Genomic DNA, 18496 nt, shown 5'->3' with positions numbered 1-18496 from the left:
TGCACAAAGGTAAAGCAGAGGTGCCCTTCTAAGGCGCAGACGGTACTCCCATCCGTCAGGGGTTTCAAGCTCATGCCGATGGTCGCCGAGCGTCTTTACACCGCAAATCACCGGGAGTTATAAGAACAGGCACGACCACAACACAAAGTAAGGATGGAACCCATGAGCGAACACGAGCGCGACTACGCCGAAAAACGCGATTTCATCCGCATGCGTGTGGATGCCGATGTATCCCTGCTCCATGCAGGCCAGGAAATTGCCGGGGTTTGCGTGGACCTCTCCAGCTCCGGCATGCAAGTGCAGGCGCCGCGCCAGTTCAACGTAGGCGACCGGTTGACGGTGCGCATCGATTCGGAGCACGCAGCGCTCAAGGGCCTGGAGGCGGACACCGAGGTGGTGTGGACTAAAACCACCGGTGAAGACCAGCACCTGGGCCTCAGGATCCTGAAAATGCGCTAAAAACCGCGCACAAAAAAGGCGACCACATGGGTCGCCTTTTTCATTTCAAAACATCACGGCTTAAAAGTCGTCGACGACCTTGCCGTCCTTGACCTTGAACTCGCGGTTCTGCAGGTAAGCGTTGCGGATGAAGGTGTACTTGTCACCGGTGATCAGCTTCTCGCTGTCGAGCAGGCTGGCACGGGTATCGACGATGTTCAGGCCGAAGGTGCTGTTGCGCCAGCCGATATCGTTCATGTAGCGGTACGGCTGGGTGTAGCTGTCCACGTACTTGGACGGCGCGTCACGCAAGGTACTTGGACCCAGCAGCGGCAGCATCACGTAAGGGCCGCTGCCGACCCCCCAGTAGCCGAGGGTCTGGCCGAAGTCTTCATCACTGCGTTGTAGCCCCATTTTGGTGCCTACATCGATGAAGCCCAACACGCCGAAGGTGGTGTTGACCAGCAAACGGGCCGTATCTACACCGGCCTTTTGGGGCTTGAGCTGCAGCACGTTGTTGGCCAGGTTGCCGACATCGCCAATGTTGCGGAAGAAGTTGTGAACGCCATCCTGAACGAATTGCGGAGTCACGAACTGGTAACCCTGAGCCAATGGCTTGAGCGCGTAAGTGTCAACGGTGTCGTTGAACGTGAAGATCGGACGGTTGACGCTTTCCCATGGATCGTCTTCCGATGCTGCCTGTGCGGCGAACGGCGCCAGCAGGACAGTGGCACACACCGACAGCTGAGCGAAGTAGTGGCTCCAGCGCATAGCTTTTGCTCCTTGAATGGTCTGTCATGGGCGCTATGCCCTGAATAAGACCGTCAGTATATGACGGAAGTCGCCAATTAGGCAGTAACTAGGAAACGTCAGACCAAAAATGGACAAAATTCCTACAATTAACCCGGCTGTCATCGGCCTGTCATGGTGCCTGGATAGCGTTAGCGCTATTTCAGGGATGTCGACATGCCTCACGCCGAGATAGCCATCGCCAGCGCCCCCGCCTTGACTGCCGTTCTGTTTGGCCTGAGTGGTTGCCTGGTGGACTTCGGTTCCCGGGCCCGTACCGACTCCCCCGCCCCCGACTCCCAAGCCACACCGGGCGCACTGAACATTTTGCGCAGCCTCAAGGAACAAGGCGTTCCCTGCGCCTGGCTGGATGAGCTCCCCCCCGCCGTCACCACACCGCTGGCCGCCACGCTGCCCAACTGGGTCAAGGCGACATCGCCCTCCTCCATTCGCTGGCCGGCGCCCCATGCCTGCTGGGAAGCCTTGATGGCGCTGAACATCGAGCGCCTGGAAGGCTGCGTGCTGGTCAGCGGCGAGCCGCGCCTGCTGCAGTCGGGCCTTAACGCCGGGTTGTGGACCATCGGCCTGGCCTCCTGCGGCTCGCTGTGCGGTATGGCACCCGAGCAATGGCAGGCGCTGAGCGAACCGGAGCGCGAGCTCAAGCGCGGCAAGGCCACCCTCGCGCTGTACGGGCTGGGCGTGCACTCGGTGATCGATCACCTGGGCGAGCTCGGCACCTGCCTGGCGGATATCAGCCTGCGCCAGCTCAAAGGCGAGAAGCCCTGATACGGATCATGCACAGTCAGCGCCGGTGGATTAATCTACAGGTCAGCCCGTAGACCTTTCGCGGCGTGCCGTGGTCTATGCCAGTGCCTATCGATAAAAGGAAACACGTCATGCCTGATCGCAAAAAACTGGAAGAACAGGTCGAGATCCTGCGCGGGCAGTTGGAACAGGAACCGCCGCTGTCGGAAGAAAAGCGCACAGCGTTGGAAGCCTTGATTGCCAAGTTTGAATTGCAACTTGAGCTGGAGCCGGCTACCCAAACACCGAGTATTTCCGACGATGTGAATCAAGCGGCCATAGAGTTCGACGCCGAGCACCCGGTGATTTCCGGGACACTGCGCAACATCATGAACACGCTGGGCAGCATGGGAATCTAATCCTCCCGCCAGCCCAGATCCAAATGTGGGAGGGGGCTTGCCCCCTCCCACTTTATCTTGCATTAAGCCTATTGGCGGGCCAGGCGCACGTTCTGGAACGCCACATCCTCAGTACTGCGATATGGGTTGATATCCAACCCACCCCGCCGAACATAGCGCGCATACACCGTCAACTTCTCTGGCTTCAGCAAGCGCTGCACGTCCAGGAAGATGCGCTCAACGCACTGCTCATGGAAGTCCGAATGCTGGCGAAAGCTCACGATGTATTCCAGCAGGCTGGCGTGATCCAACGCGTGACCACGGTACTCCACCACCACGCTGCCCCAGTCGGGTTGACTGGTGACCGGGCAGTTGGATTTGAGCAGGTGACTGTGCACGCTTTCTTCGACGATGCGCGAATCATCGCAACGCAGCAGTTCCGGGCGCGGGTGTTCGTAGTTGCTGACGCTGATATCCAGGTCATCGATGCACACACCGGGCAAAGCCATCACGCCTTCAGCCTCGATCTCGGCCAGGCTGCGGATGCGCACGCTCACCGGTTTACCGGCTGCGGCGCTGAGGTCTGTGCGCAGGGTGGCTTCCAGGCTGGCCGTATCGGCAAACGCGGTCTGGTTCAGCGAGTTGAGGTACAGCTTGAACGACTTGGACTCGATGATGTTCGGCGAGTCGGCCGGGATGCTGAATTCGCCGATGGCCACCACCGGCTTGCCCGACGGCAGCAGCCAGGACAGTTCGAAGCAGTTCCAGAAATCCACCCCCTTGTAAGGCAGGGTCTCGGCGCTCAGGCCCAGCTCGGCCCACTTGGCGGCACGCGGGATCGGGAACAGCAACGACGGGGTGTAGGTGGAGATGTATTCACTGGACTTGCCCAGCGGCGAATGTTCGGCTGCGGGATGCATGGCGGAAACCTGGCTAAATAAACCGCGCCAGTCTACCAGCCTTTGCCCCCGCGCCTAAGCGCCAGCGGATCAATCGACGTTGAGCTTGCCGACCATGCCCGCCTGGTAATGCCCCGGCAGGTTGCAGGCAAACTCCAGGCCTGTGGCCTGGGTGAACGTCCAGGTCAGCTCAGCGGTTTTACCGGGCTCGACCAATACGCTATTGGGATCGTCATGCTTCATCGCGCCATGGCCCATGGTGCTGTGGTCCATGTTGCCCATACCAGTGGAGGTGAGCATGCCGCTGGCCTGCATCTGTAGCATTTCCTTCTGGTGCTCGGCATGCATCGCCGCGTCGCCCAGGTTGAATTCGTGGAGCAACTGCCCTTTGTTGACCAGTACAAAGCGCACCGTCTCACCGGCTTTGACATCCAGGGACTTGGGCGAAAAGGAAATATCCTGCAAGGTCACTTCCACAGTACGCGTGGCTTTGCTCGCCGGGGCAGCTTCGCCGAACGCATAGGTATGTGCGCCATCGGCCATCGCCTCAACACTCAACGCCAACAGGCAACCGGCCAACAACAAGGGTGTACGCAACGCCATCTCTTCTCTCCAAAAATGTGTGACCGTCTGGGAAGCACTCTAAGAATGCGCCGCTGCCAGCCAGCTGACTGCTAGATTACAACTTTGTCAGGTTGCCCTCCTCCCCTGGCACCCAAGGTATAAAGCCGTCGTCCACCGTTGCCAAGAGCCGCCCATGAAACTGCTGATCGTCGAAGACCAACCCAAAACCGGCCACTACCTGCGCCAGGGCCTGGCCGAGGCGGGGTTTACCACCGAGCTGGTGGCTGACGGCACCAGCGGCCAGCACCTGGCATTGACCGGCGACTACGACCTGCTGATCCTCGATGTGATGCTGCCGGGCCGGGATGGCTGGCAGATCCTCCAAGCCGTGCGCAGCGCCGGCCTGGACATTCCCGTGCTGTTCCTCACCGCCCGCGATGCCGTGGAAGACCGCGTACACGGCCTGGAACTGGGCGCCGATGACTACCTGGTCAAGCCCTTCGCTTTTTCCGAACTGCTGGCCCGCGTGCGCAGCCTGTTGCGCCGCGGCGGCAGTACACCGCAGGAAACCGCGCTGCAACTGGCCGACCTGCGCCTGGACCTGATCCGCCGCCGCGTCGAACGGGACGGCCAGCGCATCGACCTGACTGCCAAGGAGTTCTCCCTGCTGGAGCTGTTGCTGCGCCGCCAGGGTGAAGTGCTGCCCAAATCGCTGATCGCCTCCCAGGTGTGGGACATGAACTTCGACAGCGACACCAACATCATCGAAGTCGCCATCCGCCGCCTGCGCCTGAAAGTCGACGACAATTTCCCCAACAAACTGATCCACACCGTACGTGGCATGGGTTATGTGCTGGAGGAGCGGGTCAATTGATCAAGCGCCTGTCCCTGGCCAGCCGCCTGGCGTTGCTGTTTGCCGCCTGCACGGCGGTGGTGTCGCTGATCGCCGGCGTGCTGTTCAACCGCGCCAGCGAAGCGCACTTCATCGAGCTGGACCAGCAACAGCTCGACAGCAAGCTGGTGGCGCTGCGCAGTACGTTGCAGGGGGTCGATTCACCGGAAGCCCTGGCCCAGCGTGAGGCGCAACTGCGCGCCGAACTCAGTCGCCAGCCCGACCTGACCCTGCGTATCACCGCCGCCGGCCAACGCTGGCTGGACGATGCCCCCAGCGTCGACTTGCCCGCAGCCCCCGGCCTGCACAGCCTGCAAAATGCCGACACCGACTACCGGGTCTACAACGCGCCGCTGCGAGCCGGCCAACCTGACTCGCCACAACTGACGTTGGTGCTCGATATCACCCACCACCAGCATTTCCTGCAGCGCATGCAGCACCTGATCTGGCTCACCGTCGGCCTGTCCGCCCTGGCCACCGCCCTGCTCGGCGCCTGGGCCGCCCGCAGCGGGTTGCGACCACTGCGACGCATGGGCGAAGTGGCCGCCAGTGTGTCGGCCCACTCCCTGACCCAGCGCCTGCCCCAACAACAGATGCCCGCAGAACTGGCCGACCTGGCCCAGGCGTTCAACGCCATGCTCGGCCGACTGGACGACGCATTCCAGCGCCTCTCGGCATTCTCCGCCGACATCGCCCACGAACTGCGCACACCGCTGTCGAACCTGTTGACCCAGACCCAGGTCATCCTGACCCAGCCACGCCCGCTGGAGGATTACCGCGAGGCGCTGCACAGCAACCTGGAAGAACTGCAATGGATGGCGCAACTGGTCAATGACATGTTGTACCTGGCCAAGGCCGATCATGGCTTGCTGATGCCCAAGCGCGAGCCTTTGGCGCTGGCCGATGAAGTGGATGCGTTACTGGAGTTTTTCACGCTGCTGGCGGAGGACGGGCAAATCAGCCTGGTTCGCGAGGGCACGGCCCATACGACGGGCGACCGTGGGATGTTGCGGCGGGCACTGTCGAATCTGCTGGATAACGCGCTGCGCTTTACCCCGCCAGGCGGCGAAGTGCGTGTGCGAATCGAGGATGGGGTGAGACTTTCAGTCGAAAACACCGGGGACGGTATTCCAACCGAGTTGCTGCCAAGATTGTTTGACCGATTCTACCGGGCCGATCCGGCACGGCATGAAGGCAGCAGCGAGCATGCGGGGCTGGGGTTGGCGATTACCCAGTCGATTGTGCGGGCGCATGGGGGGAGGATTTATTGTGAATCCGCGGCGGGGTGGACGCGGTTTGTAATCGAGTTGCCTGCCAGAGATTGATGCAAGCTGTACCGGCCCTATCGGGGCAAGCCCCCTCCCACATTTGAATGTATTCACAGATCAAAGTGTGGGAGGGGGCTTGCCCCCGATGGCGGTCTTGAATATTACGAATATCTCAGCGCATGCGCCGGCTCAATCTTCGCCGCCCGATACGCGGGGTACAGCGTGGCCAAAAAGCTCAGCACAAACCCCGCCGTGCAAATCAGCACCACATCCCCACCTTGCAGCTGCGAAGGCAGGTTGCTGACGAAATACACGTCCGAACTGAAGATATGCTGCCCGGTGACCCGCTCCATCCAGCCCACCAGCTCACTCACGTTCAACGCCGCAATCACGCCCAACACGCCGCCGATCAAGGTGCCGACGATACCGATCACCGTACCCTGCACCATGAAGATCGCCATGATCTGCCGTGGCGTGGCGCCAATGGTGCGCAAAATCGCGATGTCCGCGCCCTTGTCGTTCACCACCATGATCAAGGTAGCGATGATATTGAACGCCGCCACGGCGACGATCATCAGCAACAGCAGACCGATCATGGTCTTTTCCATCTTCATCGCGCTGAACAGGCTGCCCTGGGTGTGGGTCCAGTCATCGGGCTTGTAGCCATTGCCCAGGCTGGCGGCGATATCCGCCGAGACCTTGGGTGCCGCGTACAGGTCTTTCACCGCCAGGCGCACGCTTTGCACCTGGTTCGGCTGCCAATGCTGGATCTCTGCGGCGTCGGCCATGTGGATCATGGCCATGGAGCCGTCCAGTTCGGCGCCGACCTTGAAGATCCCCACCACGTTCAAGCGCTGCATGCGCGGGGTGATGCCACCCGGTGCAGTGCTGATTTCCGGCACGATCAGGGTCAGCTTGTCGCCCACGTTCAGGCGGAAACGCCGGGCAGTGATTTCGCCGACTACCACGCCGAATTCGCCGGGTTTGAGGTCATCCAGTTTGCCCTGCACGATATGCTGGGCCACGATCGACACCTTGCCTTCCTGCGCCGGGTCGATGCCGCTGATCTCGATTGGCTGCATCGCGCCTTTGTAGGAGAACATGCCGTCCATCTGTGTGAACGGTACCGCTGCGGTGACTTCCGGGTTCTTCATTGCAGCGGCGGCCACGGGCTGCCAATTATCAATCGGGTTCACACCGACGATGGTCGCGTGGGGCACCATGCCGAGGATGCGCGAGCTCATTTCGCGTTGGAAGCCGTTCATCACCGACAACACCACGATCATCGCCAACACGCCCAGGGCGAGGCCGATCATCGAGGTCATCGAGATAAACGAGACAAAACGGTTGCGGCGCTTGGCGCGGGTATAGCGCGTGCCGATGAAAATCGATAACGGTCTGAACATTCGCTTGCACCGCCTGAAAAAATGAAAAAGCCCGGCGCATGAAGCACCGGGCTTGAAACGGGTCAGATGGCGACCAGATGACCTTCCTGCAGGTGCAATACGCGGTCCATCTGGCGGGCCATGCTCATGTCATGGGTCACCACCAGGAACGCGGTGCGCATCTGGGTGCTCAGTTCCAGCATCAAGTCCTTGATGCCCTGGGCGGTGTGGGAGTCGAGGTTGCCAGTCGGCTCGTCGAGCATCACCAGGCCCGGGTTGTTCACCAGGGCACGGGCGATTGCCACACGCTGGCGCTCGCCGCCGGACAGTTCAGCCGGCTTGTGCTCCAGACGATGACCGAGGCCGACGCGCTCCAGCAGGGCCTTGGCACGCTGGCGGGCTTCCGGGATCGCAGTCTTGCCGATCAGCAGCGGCATGCACACGTTTTCCAGGGCGGTGAATTCCGGCAACAGGTGGTGGAACTGGTACACAAAACCGAGCGAACGGTTGCGCAGTTGGCCACGAGCCTTTTCGCCAAGGGCCGACAACTCTTCACCGGCCAGCCACACGCTGCCCTGGGACGGCGTATCCAGGCCGCCCAGCAGGTTCAGCAAGGTACTTTTGCCAGAACCGGAACTGCCGACGATCGCCACGCGCTCGCCCGGGTGCAACTCAAGTTGCAGGTTGGACAGCACCACCACCGACTCCGGACCTTCCTCATAGGATTTGCCCAGGTTGCGGCAGCTCAGGATTGCTTTTTCACTCATGCCCGATTCACTCATAACGTAAGGCCTGTGCTGGCTGGGTACGTGCCGCGCGCCAGGCTGGATACAGGGTGGCAAGGAAACTCAGGACCAACGCAGCGCCGCCCACCATCAACACGTCCTGGGCCTGCACCTGGGACGGCAAGTAGTCGATGAAGTAGACGTCGGCGTTGAGAAACTTGTGGCCGATCAGGGTTTCGAGGCCAGCGATGGCGGCACTCACGTTCAGCGCCGCCAGGATGCCGACCGCCGTGCCGATCAAGGTGCCGACCACGCCGATCACGGTGCCCTGCACCATGAAGATTGCCATGATCTGCCCCGGTGTGGCGCCGAGTGTGCGCAGGATGGCGATATCACCCTTCTTGTCGTTCACCACCATCACCAGCGTGGAGATGATGTTGAAGGCGGCCACGGCGACGATCAGCAGCAACAGCAGGCCGATCATGGCTTTTTCCATGCGGATGGCCTGGTACAGGTTGCCGTGGGTACGCGTCCAGTCGCGGGCGTAGTACTGGCTGTCACCCAGATGCTGGGCGATTTCCCATGAAGTGCGCGGCGCGTCGAACAGGTCGTTGAACTTCAGGCGCAGGCCCTGCACCTGGTCCGGCTGCCAGCGGTGCAGGCGGGCCAGGTCGGTGAGGTTGGTCAGGCCGAGGTAGCCGTCGATCTCGCCAGCGCCGACGTGGAAGGTGCCGACCACGGTAAAGCGCTTCATGCGCGGGAACATGCCGGCCGGGGTCACGGTGACTTCCGGCGCGACGAAGGTCAGCTTGTCGCCCAGGCCCACGCCGAGCTTGGCCGCCGCCTTGTCGCCGATGACGATGCCGAAATCGCCGGGCGCCAGGTCATCGAGTTTGCCCGATAACATGAACTTGTCGATGATCGACACGTTACGTTCCTGGGCCGGGTCGATGCCATTGAGCAGGATTTTCTGCACCTTGCCGTCGTTGGTCAGCAACCCCTGCATCTGGGTAAATGGCGCAACGGCCAGCACCTTGGGGTTCTGCTTGACCTTGGCCGCCAGGCTTTGCCAGTCGCTGATGGGCGCATCGCCCTCGATGGTCGCGTGGGGCACCATGCCCAGCACACGGGTGCGCATCTCATGATCGAAGCCGTTCATCACCGACAGCACCACGATCATCACGACCACGCCCAAGGCGAGCCCGATCATCGAGGTCAGGGAAATGAACGACACAAAATGATTGCGACGCTTTGCACGGGTATAACGCGTGCCGATAAATACGAAGAGAGGTCTGAACATGTCGGGGCTTGTTCGGAGGAAAAGAAGACGTCCCGGTGGCGGGGTCTGGTAAGCAGCTTTACACTCAGACCATTAACGCTACTTGGGGTTCGCCATGTCGACATTAGATGAAGAAGAACGCCGCGAATACTACCGTATCGACGACATGATCGCACTCCAAATCAAAAGCCTGTCTGCCCCCGAGGCAGCGAGCAAGGAAGTGTTGCTGGATGATTCGCCGCTGTTCAATCTGCTCAGTGAACTGCACCTGAGTGAATTCGAGGCCCAACACCTGTTGCGCCAGATAAATGAGAAAGATCGCAGCCTGGCCGCCTTCCTCAAAGTACAGAACAAACGCCTGGACCTGCTCAGCCAGATCATGGCGCGCGGCCTGCTGGATGAAGTCGGCGCACCGCAGCCGGTGATCCTTTCCGAGGGCGGTATCGACTTCCAGCACCCCACGCCCCTGTCGCCCGGTGCGCACCTGGCGGTCAAGCTGGTGCTGATGCCACAGGCGCTTGGCCTGCTGCTGCGCGCCCGGGTCACCCATTGCGATCCCAAGGGCACAGGTTTTGACGTCGGCACGGAATTCGAAGCCATGACCGACGCCCAACGCCAACTGCTGGCACGCTATATCCTGCAGAAACAGGCGCAGGAACGACGCCTGGCGCGGGAACAGAGCGACGCCCAAGACACCTGAATTCGTATCACCCCGCCAGCAGACCTGGCGCATAGGAGCAACTGTGACCCTGATTTACGGCCACCGCGGTGCCAAAGGCGAAGCACCGGAAAACACCCTGACCAGCTTCCAGGAATGCCTCAAGCACGGCGTACGTCGTTGCGAACTGGACTTGCACCTGTCCATGGACGGCGAGCTGATGGTCATCCACGACCCGACCCTCAAGCGCACCGCCGACCGGCGCGGCAAGGTCGTCGAGTACTCGGCGGCGGACCTGGTGAAGATGGACGCACGCAAGGGCGGCCCGGGCTGGGTCAAGCCGTGCCCGATTCCACGCCTGGAAGAACTGTTCGAGAAGTGCGACTTCGATCACTGGCAACTGGAAGTCAAAAGCGCCTCGCGCACCCGCGCCGCCACGACTGTGCTGGCGATCCGTGAAATGGCCGTGCGCTTCGGCCTGATGGACAAAGTCACCGTCACCTCAAGTTCGCGGGAAGTGCTGAAAGCAGCGGTTGAACTCACCCCAGACCTGTCACGCGGCCTGGTTGCCGAATATGCCTGGCTCGACCCGTTGAAGGTCGCGCAGAACTATGGCTGTGAGATGCTGGCGTTGAACTGGACGCTGTGCACCCCTGAGCGGCTGGAAAAAGCCCAGCGCCAGGGCTTGCACGTGTCCGTGTGGACGGTCAACGAACCCGCGCTGATGCGCAGGCTCGCCGACTTCGGCGTAGATAGCCTGATTACAGACTTTCCCGGTTTGGCCACTGCCACCCTCGGGAATTACTGAAATCGGTCTCCCCGGCCGGCTCAGGCCACCGGCCGGAGCCGCTCAAAAAAGCCGGTTGAGGCCGTCGTAGGCCGCTACCCGATAGGCTTCGGCCATGGTCGGGTAGTTGAACGTGGTGTTGACGAAGTACTTGAGGGTATTGAGCTCGCCCGGCTGGTTCATGATCGCCTGGCCGATGTGCACGATCTCCGACGCCTGGTAGCCGAAGCAATGCACGCCGAGTACCTCAAGGGTTTCACGGTGGAACAGAATCTTCAGCATGCCTTGCGGCTCGCCGGCGATCTGCGCACGCGCCATGCTCTTGAAGAACGCCTTGCCCACTTCGTAAGGCACCTTGGCCTTGGTCAGTTCGTGTTCGTTCTTGCCGATCGAGCTGATCTCGGGAATGGTGTAGATCCCGGTCGGCACGTCATTCACGTAGCGCCAGCTGCCATTGTCGACGATGCTGCCAGCGGCCGAACGGCCCTGGTCGTGGGCGGCACTGGCCAGGCTCGGCCAGCCGATCACGTCACCGGCACCGTAGATGTTCGCCACGCAGGTGCGGTAGTTCTCGTCCACTTCGATCTGGCCACGGCTGTTGACCTTGACCCCGATGTTTTCCATGCCCAGCTTGTCGGTGTTGCCGGTACGGCCGTTGCACCACAGCAAGGCGTCGGCCTTGATCTTCTTGCCGGACTTGAGGTGCAGGATCACCCCGTTGTCCAGGCCTTCGACGCGTTCGTACTCTTCGTTGTGGCGCACCGTGATGTTGTTGTTGCTGAAGTGGTAGCTCAACGCCTGGGAGATTTCCGAATCGAGGAAGCTCAGCAACTGGTCGCGGTTATCCACCAGCTCTACCAGTACACCCAGGCCGCTGAAGATCGAGGCGTATTCACAGCCAATCACGCCGGCGCCGTAGATGATCAGTTTGCGCGGGGTGTGGCCCAGGCTCAGGATGGTGTCGCTATCGTAGATACGCGGGTGGTGGAAATCGATGTCCGCCGGGCGATACGGGCGCGAGCCGGTGGCGATGATGATGTGTTTGGCCACCAGCTTCTCGACGACGCCGTTGGGGCAGACCACTTCGATGGTTTGCTCGTCGGCAAAGCTGCCGGTACCGAAGAACAGGTCGACGCGGTTACGGGCGTAGTAGCCGGTGCGCGACGCGACTTGCTTGGAGATGACCTTCTCGGCGCTTTTCAGCACGTCCGGGAACGAGAACCAGCGCGGCTCACCAATGGCCCGGAACATCGGGTTGGTGTTGAATTGCATGATCTGGCGCACGGAGTGACGCAACGCCTTGGACGGGATGGTACCCAGGTGGGTGCAGTTACCGCCGACCTGGCGACGGCTATCGACCATCGCCACCTTGCGCCCAGCTTTGGCAGCGTTCATCGCCGCACCTTCTCCAGCCGGGCCGGAACCCAGTACCACCACGTCGTAGTTGTAGACAGCCATGCGTACTCCTCAGAACAGGCCAGGCGTACGGTTGGACGCCGGGCTAAATCATGCCGCGGCCAGCGGTCATGAAGGACAATTTGGCTCAAGTGTGTGAACCGGGGCACAGTCTATATAAGGCTCAACGCCGCGAACATTAACCCTTGGTCGCGTCGTAGGCCAGTATTGCCTCTACTACACGCTCAGGAAATTGCAATTACACTGTCGGCACGCACCTTTGCAGGACGAGCCATTATGCGGCATGTCGCTTTCTGTTTATTACTGATGTTTTCGTTCACGGTGCAAGCCAATGAAGCCGCCCGACTCAAACAGGCAGGTTTCCCCCCGCAGTCTCATGAATTGGCGCTGAAAAACCAGGCAGTACTGACCTATCTCTGGGCCGATGTATACGCCGCAGCGCTGTATGCCCCAGCCGGCACTCCCGCAGAGTCAGCCTGGAAACAGCAAAAAGCGCTGCGCCTGGAGCTGTATTACTTTCGCGACATCGACCGCAATGATGTGATCAAGGCCGCCAATACCACGCTGGCGCGCCAACACATCAGCGACCGCTTGAAATCCGAAGTAGACAAACTGCATGCCGTCTTTCGCAACATCCATAGCGGTGATCGCTACGCACTGGATTTTCGACCCGGACGCGGCTTGAACCTGGAGATCAATGGGGAAGTGCTGTTCAGCAGCAACGACGATGAGCTGGCGAGGGCTTACCTGGGGATCTGGTTAGCGCCCAAGGGCTTGTCGGAGAGGTTGCTGGAATAAAGACATGTATTGTCTGAACTGACGCCATCGGGGGCAAGCCCCCTCCCACACTGGACCGAATTCACCCTGCAGGAATGCGGTTTAAATGTGGGAGGGGGCTTGCCCCCGATGAGGCCCTTCCACCCCGCACAAAATCCCCAGACACAAAAAAGCCCCGAGCCAGTCGGGGCTTTTTTATTCAACGCGGGTGCTTAGCGCGGGAAAGCAGGCGGGTTGACCCCAGCCATGTCTTCCATCACGCGAACCACCTGGCAGCTGTAGCCGAACTCGTTGTCGTACCACACGTACAGCACAACGCGGTTGTCCTGGGTAATGGTCGCCTCGGCGTCCACCACACCGGCGTGGCGCGAGCCAACGAAGTCGGTGGAGACCACTTCCTGCGAGTTGACGAAGTCGATCTGCTTGTGCAGATCCGAGTGCAACGCCATGTAGCGCAGGTACTCGTTCATCTCTTCACGGGTGGCGGCTTTCTCAAGGTTCAGGTTGAGGATGGCCATGGACACGTTCGGCGTCGGCACGCGGATCGCGTTACCGGTCAGCTTGCCAGCCAGCTCAGGCAATGCCTTGGCTGCAGCGGTGGCCGCGCCAGTCTCGGTGATCACCATGTTCAACGCGGCGCTACGGCCACGGCGATCGCCCTTGTGGAAGTTGTCGATCAGGTTCTGGTCGTTGGTGTACGAGTGAACGGTTTCGACGTGGCCATTGACGATGCCGAACTTGTCATTCACCGCCTTCAGCACCGGCACGATGGCGTTGGTGGTGCAGGACGCGGCGGACACGATCTTGTCGTCAGCGGTGATTTCACCGTGGTTGATGCCGTGAACGATGTTCTTCAGCTTGCCTTTGCCAGGCGCGGTCAACACAACGCGGTCGATGCCCGGGCAGGCCAGGTGCTGGCCCAGGCCCTCGGCATCACGCCATACACCGGTGTTGTCCACCAGCAGGGCGTCCTTGATGCCGTACTGGGTGTAATCCACCTCGGACGGGTTCTTCGCGTAGATCACCTGGATCAGGTTACCGTTGGCGGTGATGGTGTTGTTTTCTTCGTCAATGACGATGGTGCCGTTAAACGGACCGTGTACCGAATCGCGGCGCAGCAGGCTGGCACGCTTGGTCAAGTCGTTCTCGGCGCCTTTGCGCACCACGATGGCCCGCAGGCGCAGGCCGTCGCCGCCACCGGTTTTTTCGATCAGGATGCGCGCCAGCAGGCGGCCGATGCGACCGAAGCCGTACAGCACCACGTCGGTGCCTTTGCGGGCCGCGGCGTTTTGCTGGCCAACCACATCGGCCATTTCTTCACGCACGAACTGCTCGGCGGTACGGCCGGCGCCTTCCTTGCGGAATTTGTAGGCCAGCTTGCCCAGGTCTACCGAGGCCGCGCCGAGCTTGAGCTCGCTCATGGCTTTAAGCAGTGGGAATGTTTCGTGGACGGAGAGTTCGCTGTCGTCGGCAGAGCGATGGCGTGCAAAGCGGTGCGCTTTGAGAATCGCGATGACGGACTGGTTGATCAGGCTGCGGCCATAGATCGAGCTCACCACATTGTTATTGCGGTACAGCTGACCGATAAGCGGGATCATCGCTTCTGCGAGTGCTTCACGGTCGATCCATTCACCAAGACACTGGTCGGGCTTCTGAGTCACGGGAACCTTCCACATGTAGGGGCTGAAAAAAGGGGCTACATTATGCCGCCCGACCGCCCTCGGAGCAATGCGCGTCCCACAACAAAAACCCCTTCCCAAAAAATACCGCCCCGCTACAGCCCAGTAAATACGCGGGTTCCAGAAGACCACCAATTGGGAAAGCTGACCGACTTGTCCGTAACCCTCCTAAACAATCGTGTATTTCGGCACTACATATTGAGTCAAAACACGCCATTGTTTGTCTTAGCCACCACATTTCCTACAAACCGTAATAGGCTCAGTCAGAAACTGACAGGCGGCACCTTGGGCCGTTACAATTACCGACTTTGTCGCAACGCTTGGAGCTCAACCTTCCGTGCCCGTTCTGCGTCTACCGCTACTCCCTGCCGAGGCAGGTAAACAGCATTGGGGCAACCTGCCCGGTGCCGCCCTGAGCCTGGCCATCGCCGAGGCTGCCAGCGCAGCCAAGCGCTTTACCCTGCTGCTCACCGCCGACAGCCAAAGCGCCGAACGGTTGGAGCAGGAGCTGAGCTTCTTCGCCCCCGATTTGCCGGTGCTGCATTTCCCCGACTGGGAAACCCTGCCCTACGACCTGTTCTCGCCGCACCAGGACATCATCTCCCAGCGCATCGCCAGCCTGTACCGCCTGCCGGAACTGGCCCACGGCGTGTTGGTGGTGCCGATAACAACGGCACTGCATCGCCTGGCGCCGACCAAGTTCCTGCTGGGCAGCAGCCTGGTGCTGGATGTCGGCCAGAAGCTCGATGTAGAACAGATGCGCACGCGCCTGGAGGCCAGCGGCTACCGTTGCGTCGATACGGTGTACGAGCACGGTGAGTTCGCGGTGCGCGGTGCGTTGATCGACCTGTTCCCGATGGGCAGCAAACTGCCCTATCGCATCGACCTGTTCGATGACGAAATCGAGACCCTGCGTACCTTCGACCCCGAGAACCAGCGCTCCATCGACAAAGTGGACTCGATCAAGCTGCTGCCGGCACGGGAATTCCCGCTGCAAAAAGACGCGGTCACCCGCTTCAAGGCGCGCTTTCGTGAACGCTTCGACGTGGACTTCCGCCGCTGCCCGATCTTCCAGGACCTGAGCAGCGGGATTACCCCGGCCGGTATCGAGTACTACCTGCCGCTGTTCTTCGATGAAACCTCCACCCTGTTCGATTACCTGCCACAAGACACCCAGGTGTTCTCGCTGCCCGGTATCGAACAAGCGGCGGAAAACTTCTGGAACGATGTGCGCAACCGCTATGAAGAACGCCGCGTCGACCCATCCCGTCCGTTATTGCCGCCCGCCGAGTTGTTCCTGCCGGTGGAAGACTGCTTCGCCCGCCTGAAAAGCTGGCCGCGCGTGGTCGCCAGCCAGCAGGATGTGGAAAAAGGCGCCGGTCGCGAGCGCTTCCCGGCGGGAATGCTGCCGGACCTGGCGATCCAGGCCAAAGCCACGCAACCGCTGGAAGCGCTGTCCAATTTCCTTGGCGATTTCCCGGGGCGCGTGCTGTTTACCGCCGAATCCGCCGGCCGTCGCGAGGTGCTGCTAGAGCTGCTAGAACGCCTGAAGCTGCGCCCGAAGACCGTCGACAGCTGGCCGGATTTTGTGGCGAGCAAAGACCGCCTGGCGATCACCATCGCGCCGTTGGACGAAGGCCTGCTGCTGGACGATCCAGCCCTGGCATTGATCGCCGAGAGCCCGCTGTTCGGCCAGCGCGTGATGCAACGCCGCCGACGCGAGAAACGCGCCGACGCCAACAACGACGCAGTGATCAAGAACCTCACCGAGCTGCGCGAAGGCGCGCCGGTGGTGCATATCGACCACGGCGTCGGTCGCTACCTGGGCCTGCAGACCCTGGAGATCGACAACCAGGCCGCCGAATTCCTCACCATGGAATACGCCGAGGGCGCCAAGCTCTACGTGCCGGTGGCCAGCCTGCACCTGATCGCCCGCTACACCGGCAGCGACGACGCCCTGGCGCCGCTGCATCGCCTGGGCTCCGAGACCTGGCAGAAAGCCAAGCGCAAGGCCGCCGAACAGGTGCGCGACGTCGCCGCCGAACTGCTCGACATCTATGCACGTCGCGCCGCCCGAGAGGGTTACGCGTTCGCCGACCCGAAAGCCGACTACGCCACCTTCAGCGCCGGCTTCGCTTTCGAAGAAACCCCAGACCAGCAAACCACCATCGAAGCGGTGCGCGCCGACATGCTCGCGCCCAAGCCGATGGACCGCCTGGTCTGCGGCGACGTGGGCTTCGGCAAGACCGAAGTGGCGATGCGCGCCGCCTTTATCGCAGTGCATGGCGGCAAACAAGTGGCGATCCTGGTGCCCACCACCCTGCTCGCCCAACAGCACTACAACAGCTTCCGCGACCGCTTTGCCGATTGGCCGGTGACTGTCGAAGTGATGAGCCGCTTCAAGTCGGCCAAGGAAGTGAACGCCGCCGTCGCCGACTTGGCCGAAGGCAAGATCGACATCGTGATCGGCACGCACAAGCTGCTGTCGGATGACGTGAAGATCAAGAACCTGGGCCTGGTGATCATCGACGAAGAACACCGCTTTGGTGTACGCCAGAAAGAACAGCTCAAGGCCCTGCGCAGCGAAGTCGACATCCTCACCCTCACCGCCACGCCGATTCCGCGCACGCTGAACATGGCCGTGTCGGGTATGCGCGACCTGTCGATCATCGCCACACCGCCGGCACGTCGTCTGTCGGTGCGCACCTTCGTGATGGAGCAGAACAAAAGCACGGTCAAGGAAGCGCTGTTGCGCGAACTGCTGCGCGGCGGCCAGGTGTATTACCTGCACAACGACGTGAAGACCATCGAGAAATGCGCCGCCGACCTGGCCGAGTTGGTGCCGGAGGCGCGTATCGCCATCGGCCATGGGCAAATGCGCGAGCGCGAACTCGAACAGGTGATGAGCGACTTCTACCACAAGCGCTTCAACGTGCTGATCGCCTCGACCATCATCGAGACCGGCATCGACGTGCCGAGCGCCAACACCATCATCATCGAGCGTGCAGACAAGTTCGGCCTGGCGCAGCTTCACCAATTACGCGGCCGCGTCGGGCGCAGTCACCACCAGGCCTATGCCTACCTGCTGACGCCACCGCGCCAGCAGATCACCGGCGATGCGGAAAAACGCCTGGAAGCGATCGCCAACACCCAGGACCTGGGCGCCGGTTTTGTACTGGCCACCAACGACCTGGAAATCCGTGGCGCCGGCGAACTGCTGGGCGACGGCCAGAGCGGGCAGATCCAGGCGGTGGGCTTCACCCTGTATATGGAGATGCTCGAGCGTGCGGTGAAAGCCATCCGCAAAGGTGAGCAACCGAACCTCGATCAACCGCTGGGCGGCGGTCCGGAGATCAACCTGCGCTTGCCGGCGTTGATTCCCGAGGACTACCTGCCGGATGTGCATGCACGGCTGATCCTGTACAAGCGCATCGCCTCGGCCACCGACGAAGAAGGCCTCAAGGACCTGCAGGTGGAGATGATCGACCGCTTCGGCCTGTTGCCGGAACCGACCAAGAACCTGGTACGCCTGACCCTGCTTAAATTGCAGGCAGAGCAACTGGGGATCAAGAAGGTGGACGCTGGGCCACAAGGTGGGCGCATCGAATTCGAAGCGCAGACGCCGGTGGACCCGTTGGTGCTGATCAAGCTGATCCAGGGCCAGCCCAACCGCTACAAGTTCGAAGGGGCTACGCTGTTCAAGTTCATGGTGCCGATGGAACGTGCCGAAGAACGCTTTAATACCTTGGAGGCGTTGTTCGAGCGCCTCATCCCGAAACCTGCTTGAAGGACGCCCGA

Annotated in this window: 17 protein-coding genes; 9 read left to right on the top strand and 8 right to left on the bottom strand. The window is 61.2% G+C overall.

The window, feature by feature from the left end; all coding sequences use genetic code 11:
• The first annotated feature begins 162 nt into the window (after positions 1–162).
• A complete protein-coding gene (locus ACZ445_RS08015; protein WP_058424543.1) occupies positions 163–459 on the top strand; it encodes a PilZ domain-containing protein in 297 nt (98 codons plus the stop codon).
• A gap of 60 nt (positions 460–519) precedes the next feature.
• Here the strand turns inward: ACZ445_RS08015 and ACZ445_RS08010 are convergent, their stop codons facing one another.
• Positions 520–1209, bottom strand: coding sequence for an MlaA family lipoprotein (locus tag ACZ445_RS08010; RefSeq protein WP_058424544.1), 690 nt, complete (start codon positions 1207–1209; stop codon positions 520–522).
• Positions 1210–1404: 195 nt separating this feature from the next.
• Here ACZ445_RS08010 and ACZ445_RS08005 point away from each other — a divergent pair, with 195 nt between their 5' ends.
• Entirely contained in the window at positions 1405–2013 is a 609-nt protein-coding gene (locus ACZ445_RS08005) for a hypothetical protein (protein ID WP_058424545.1), read from the top strand.
• 110 nt (positions 2014–2123) lie between these two features.
• Positions 2124–2390: a DUF4404 family protein gene (locus tag ACZ445_RS08000; protein WP_058424546.1), complete on the top strand. Its 267-nt coding sequence runs from the start codon at positions 2124–2126 to the stop codon at positions 2388–2390.
• Positions 2391–2458: 68 nt separating this feature from the next.
• Here ACZ445_RS08000 and queF read toward each other — a convergent pair whose 3' ends face one another.
• On the bottom strand, positions 2459–3289 hold the full coding sequence (gene queF / locus ACZ445_RS07995) for an NADPH-dependent 7-cyano-7-deazaguanine reductase QueF (RefSeq protein ID WP_058424547.1): 831 nt from the start codon (positions 3287–3289) through the stop codon (positions 2459–2461).
• Positions 3290–3358: 69 nt separating this feature from the next.
• Entirely contained in the window at positions 3359–3871 is a 513-nt protein-coding gene (gene copI / locus ACZ445_RS07990; RefSeq protein WP_464708192.1) for a copper-resistant cuproprotein CopI, read from the bottom strand.
• A 154-nt stretch (positions 3872–4025) separates the two neighbouring features.
• Here copI and ACZ445_RS07985 point away from each other — a divergent pair, with 154 nt between their 5' ends.
• Together ACZ445_RS07985 and ACZ445_RS07980 are read left to right on the top strand one after the other, a co-directional pair.
• On the top strand, positions 4026–4706 hold the full coding sequence (locus tag ACZ445_RS07985) for a heavy metal response regulator transcription factor (protein WP_058424549.1): 681 nt from the start codon (positions 4026–4028) through the stop codon (positions 4704–4706).
• Positions 4703–6049, top strand: a complete 1347-nt coding sequence (locus ACZ445_RS07980; protein ID WP_058424550.1) for a heavy metal sensor histidine kinase — start codon at positions 4703–4705, stop codon at positions 6047–6049. The genes ACZ445_RS07985 and ACZ445_RS07980 overlap by 4 nt, the downstream gene beginning before the upstream one ends.
• Before the next feature lie 104 nt (positions 6050–6153).
• On the opposite strand, the gene ACZ445_RS07975 is transcribed toward ACZ445_RS07980, so the two are convergent.
• The 3 genes from ACZ445_RS07975 to ACZ445_RS07965 all read right to left on the bottom strand — a co-directional run bounded on the left by ACZ445_RS07975 (position 6154) and on the right by ACZ445_RS07965 (position 9402).
• Positions 6154–7398 carry a lipoprotein-releasing ABC transporter permease subunit gene (locus tag ACZ445_RS07975; RefSeq protein ID WP_058424551.1) on the bottom strand — a complete coding sequence of 415 codons (1245 nt, stop codon included), beginning with the start codon at positions 7396–7398 and terminating at the stop codon, positions 6154–6156.
• A gap of 62 nt (positions 7399–7460) precedes the next feature.
• Positions 7461–8144 carry a lipoprotein-releasing ABC transporter ATP-binding protein LolD gene (lolD, locus tag ACZ445_RS07970; protein WP_017477213.1) on the bottom strand — a complete coding sequence of 228 codons (684 nt, stop codon included), beginning with the start codon at positions 8142–8144 and terminating at the stop codon, positions 7461–7463.
• Between the two features lie 7 nt (positions 8145–8151).
• The gene (locus tag ACZ445_RS07965) at positions 8152–9402 is read right to left on the bottom strand and encodes a lipoprotein-releasing ABC transporter permease subunit (protein WP_058424552.1); all 1251 of its coding nucleotides are present in this window, start codon (positions 9400–9402) and stop codon (positions 8152–8154) included.
• A 94-nt stretch (positions 9403–9496) separates the two neighbouring features.
• On the opposite strand from ACZ445_RS07965, the gene ACZ445_RS07960 reads away from it, so the two are divergent.
• Positions 9497–10081, top strand: coding sequence for a PilZ domain-containing protein (locus ACZ445_RS07960; RefSeq protein WP_058424553.1), 585 nt, complete (start codon positions 9497–9499; stop codon positions 10079–10081).
• A gap of 43 nt (positions 10082–10124) precedes the next feature.
• The gene (locus tag ACZ445_RS07955; RefSeq protein ID WP_058424554.1) at positions 10125–10847 is read left to right on the top strand and encodes a glycerophosphodiester phosphodiesterase; all 723 of its coding nucleotides are present in this window, start codon (positions 10125–10127) and stop codon (positions 10845–10847) included.
• A 42-nt stretch (positions 10848–10889) separates the two neighbouring features.
• On the opposite strand, the gene sthA is transcribed toward ACZ445_RS07955, so the two are convergent.
• Positions 10890–12284: a Si-specific NAD(P)(+) transhydrogenase gene (gene sthA, locus ACZ445_RS07950; RefSeq protein WP_016975273.1), complete on the bottom strand. Its 1395-nt coding sequence runs from the start codon at positions 12282–12284 to the stop codon at positions 10890–10892.
• Positions 12285–12518: 234 nt separating this feature from the next.
• Between sthA and ACZ445_RS07945 the strand changes: the two genes are divergently transcribed.
• Complete coding sequence (locus ACZ445_RS07945) at positions 12519–13040, top strand: chalcone isomerase family protein (protein WP_058424555.1); 522 nt, start codon at positions 12519–12521, stop codon at positions 13038–13040.
• Positions 13041–13231: 191 nt separating this feature from the next.
• Here the strand turns inward: ACZ445_RS07945 and ACZ445_RS07940 are convergent, their stop codons facing one another.
• On the bottom strand, positions 13232–14695 hold the full coding sequence (locus ACZ445_RS07940; RefSeq protein ID WP_023659083.1) for a glyceraldehyde-3-phosphate dehydrogenase: 1464 nt from the start codon (positions 14693–14695) through the stop codon (positions 13232–13234).
• A 340-nt stretch (positions 14696–15035) separates the two neighbouring features.
• On the opposite strand from ACZ445_RS07940, the gene mfd reads away from it, so the two are divergent.
• On the top strand, positions 15036–18485 hold the full coding sequence (mfd, locus tag ACZ445_RS07935) for a transcription-repair coupling factor (RefSeq protein WP_464693943.1): 3450 nt from the start codon (positions 15036–15038) through the stop codon (positions 18483–18485).
• Positions 18486–18496: the final 11 nt, after the last annotated feature.

It is taken from the genome of Pseudomonas allii (assembly GCF_055380095.1).
Note: the sequence above shows the minus strand (reverse complement) of the source record. Positions and strands in the feature narration are given on the sequence as shown.

What these genes read in the sequence shown, in the direction of transcription:
- ACZ445_RS08015 (WP_058424543.1), top strand. Translation starts at nt 163, where the DNA reads ATGAGCGAACACGAGCGCGACTACGCCGAAAAACGCGATTTCATCCGC.
- ACZ445_RS08010 (WP_058424544.1), bottom strand. Translation starts at nt 1,209, where the DNA reads ATGCGCTGGAGCCACTACTTCGCTCAGCTGTCGGTGTGTGCCACTGTC.
- ACZ445_RS08005 (WP_058424545.1), top strand. Translation starts at nt 1,405, where the DNA reads ATGCCTCACGCCGAGATAGCCATCGCCAGCGCCCCCGCCTTGACTGCC.
- ACZ445_RS08000 (WP_058424546.1), top strand. Translation starts at nt 2,124, where the DNA reads ATGCCTGATCGCAAAAAACTGGAAGAACAGGTCGAGATCCTGCGCGGG.
- queF (WP_058424547.1), bottom strand. Translation starts at nt 3,289, where the DNA reads ATGCATCCCGCAGCCGAACATTCGCCGCTGGGCAAGTCCAGTGAATAC.
- copI (WP_464708192.1), bottom strand. Translation starts at nt 3,871, where the DNA reads ATGGCGTTGCGTACACCCTTGTTGTTGGCCGGTTGCCTGTTGGCGTTG.
- ACZ445_RS07985 (WP_058424549.1), top strand. Translation starts at nt 4,026, where the DNA reads ATGAAACTGCTGATCGTCGAAGACCAACCCAAAACCGGCCACTACCTG.
- ACZ445_RS07975 (WP_058424551.1), bottom strand. Translation starts at nt 7,398, where the DNA reads ATGTTCAGACCGTTATCGATTTTCATCGGCACGCGCTATACCCGCGCC.
- lolD (WP_017477213.1), bottom strand. Translation starts at nt 8,144, where the DNA reads ATGAGTGAAAAAGCAATCCTGAGCTGCCGCAACCTGGGCAAATCCTAT.
- ACZ445_RS07965 (WP_058424552.1), bottom strand. Translation starts at nt 9,402, where the DNA reads ATGTTCAGACCTCTCTTCGTATTTATCGGCACGCGTTATACCCGTGCA.
- ACZ445_RS07960 (WP_058424553.1), top strand. Translation starts at nt 9,497, where the DNA reads ATGTCGACATTAGATGAAGAAGAACGCCGCGAATACTACCGTATCGAC.
- sthA (WP_016975273.1), bottom strand. Translation starts at nt 12,284, where the DNA reads ATGGCTGTCTACAACTACGACGTGGTGGTACTGGGTTCCGGCCCGGCT.
- ACZ445_RS07945 (WP_058424555.1), top strand. Translation starts at nt 12,519, where the DNA reads ATGCGGCATGTCGCTTTCTGTTTATTACTGATGTTTTCGTTCACGGTG.
- ACZ445_RS07940 (WP_023659083.1), bottom strand. Translation starts at nt 14,695, where the DNA reads ATGTGGAAGGTTCCCGTGACTCAGAAGCCCGACCAGTGTCTTGGTGAA.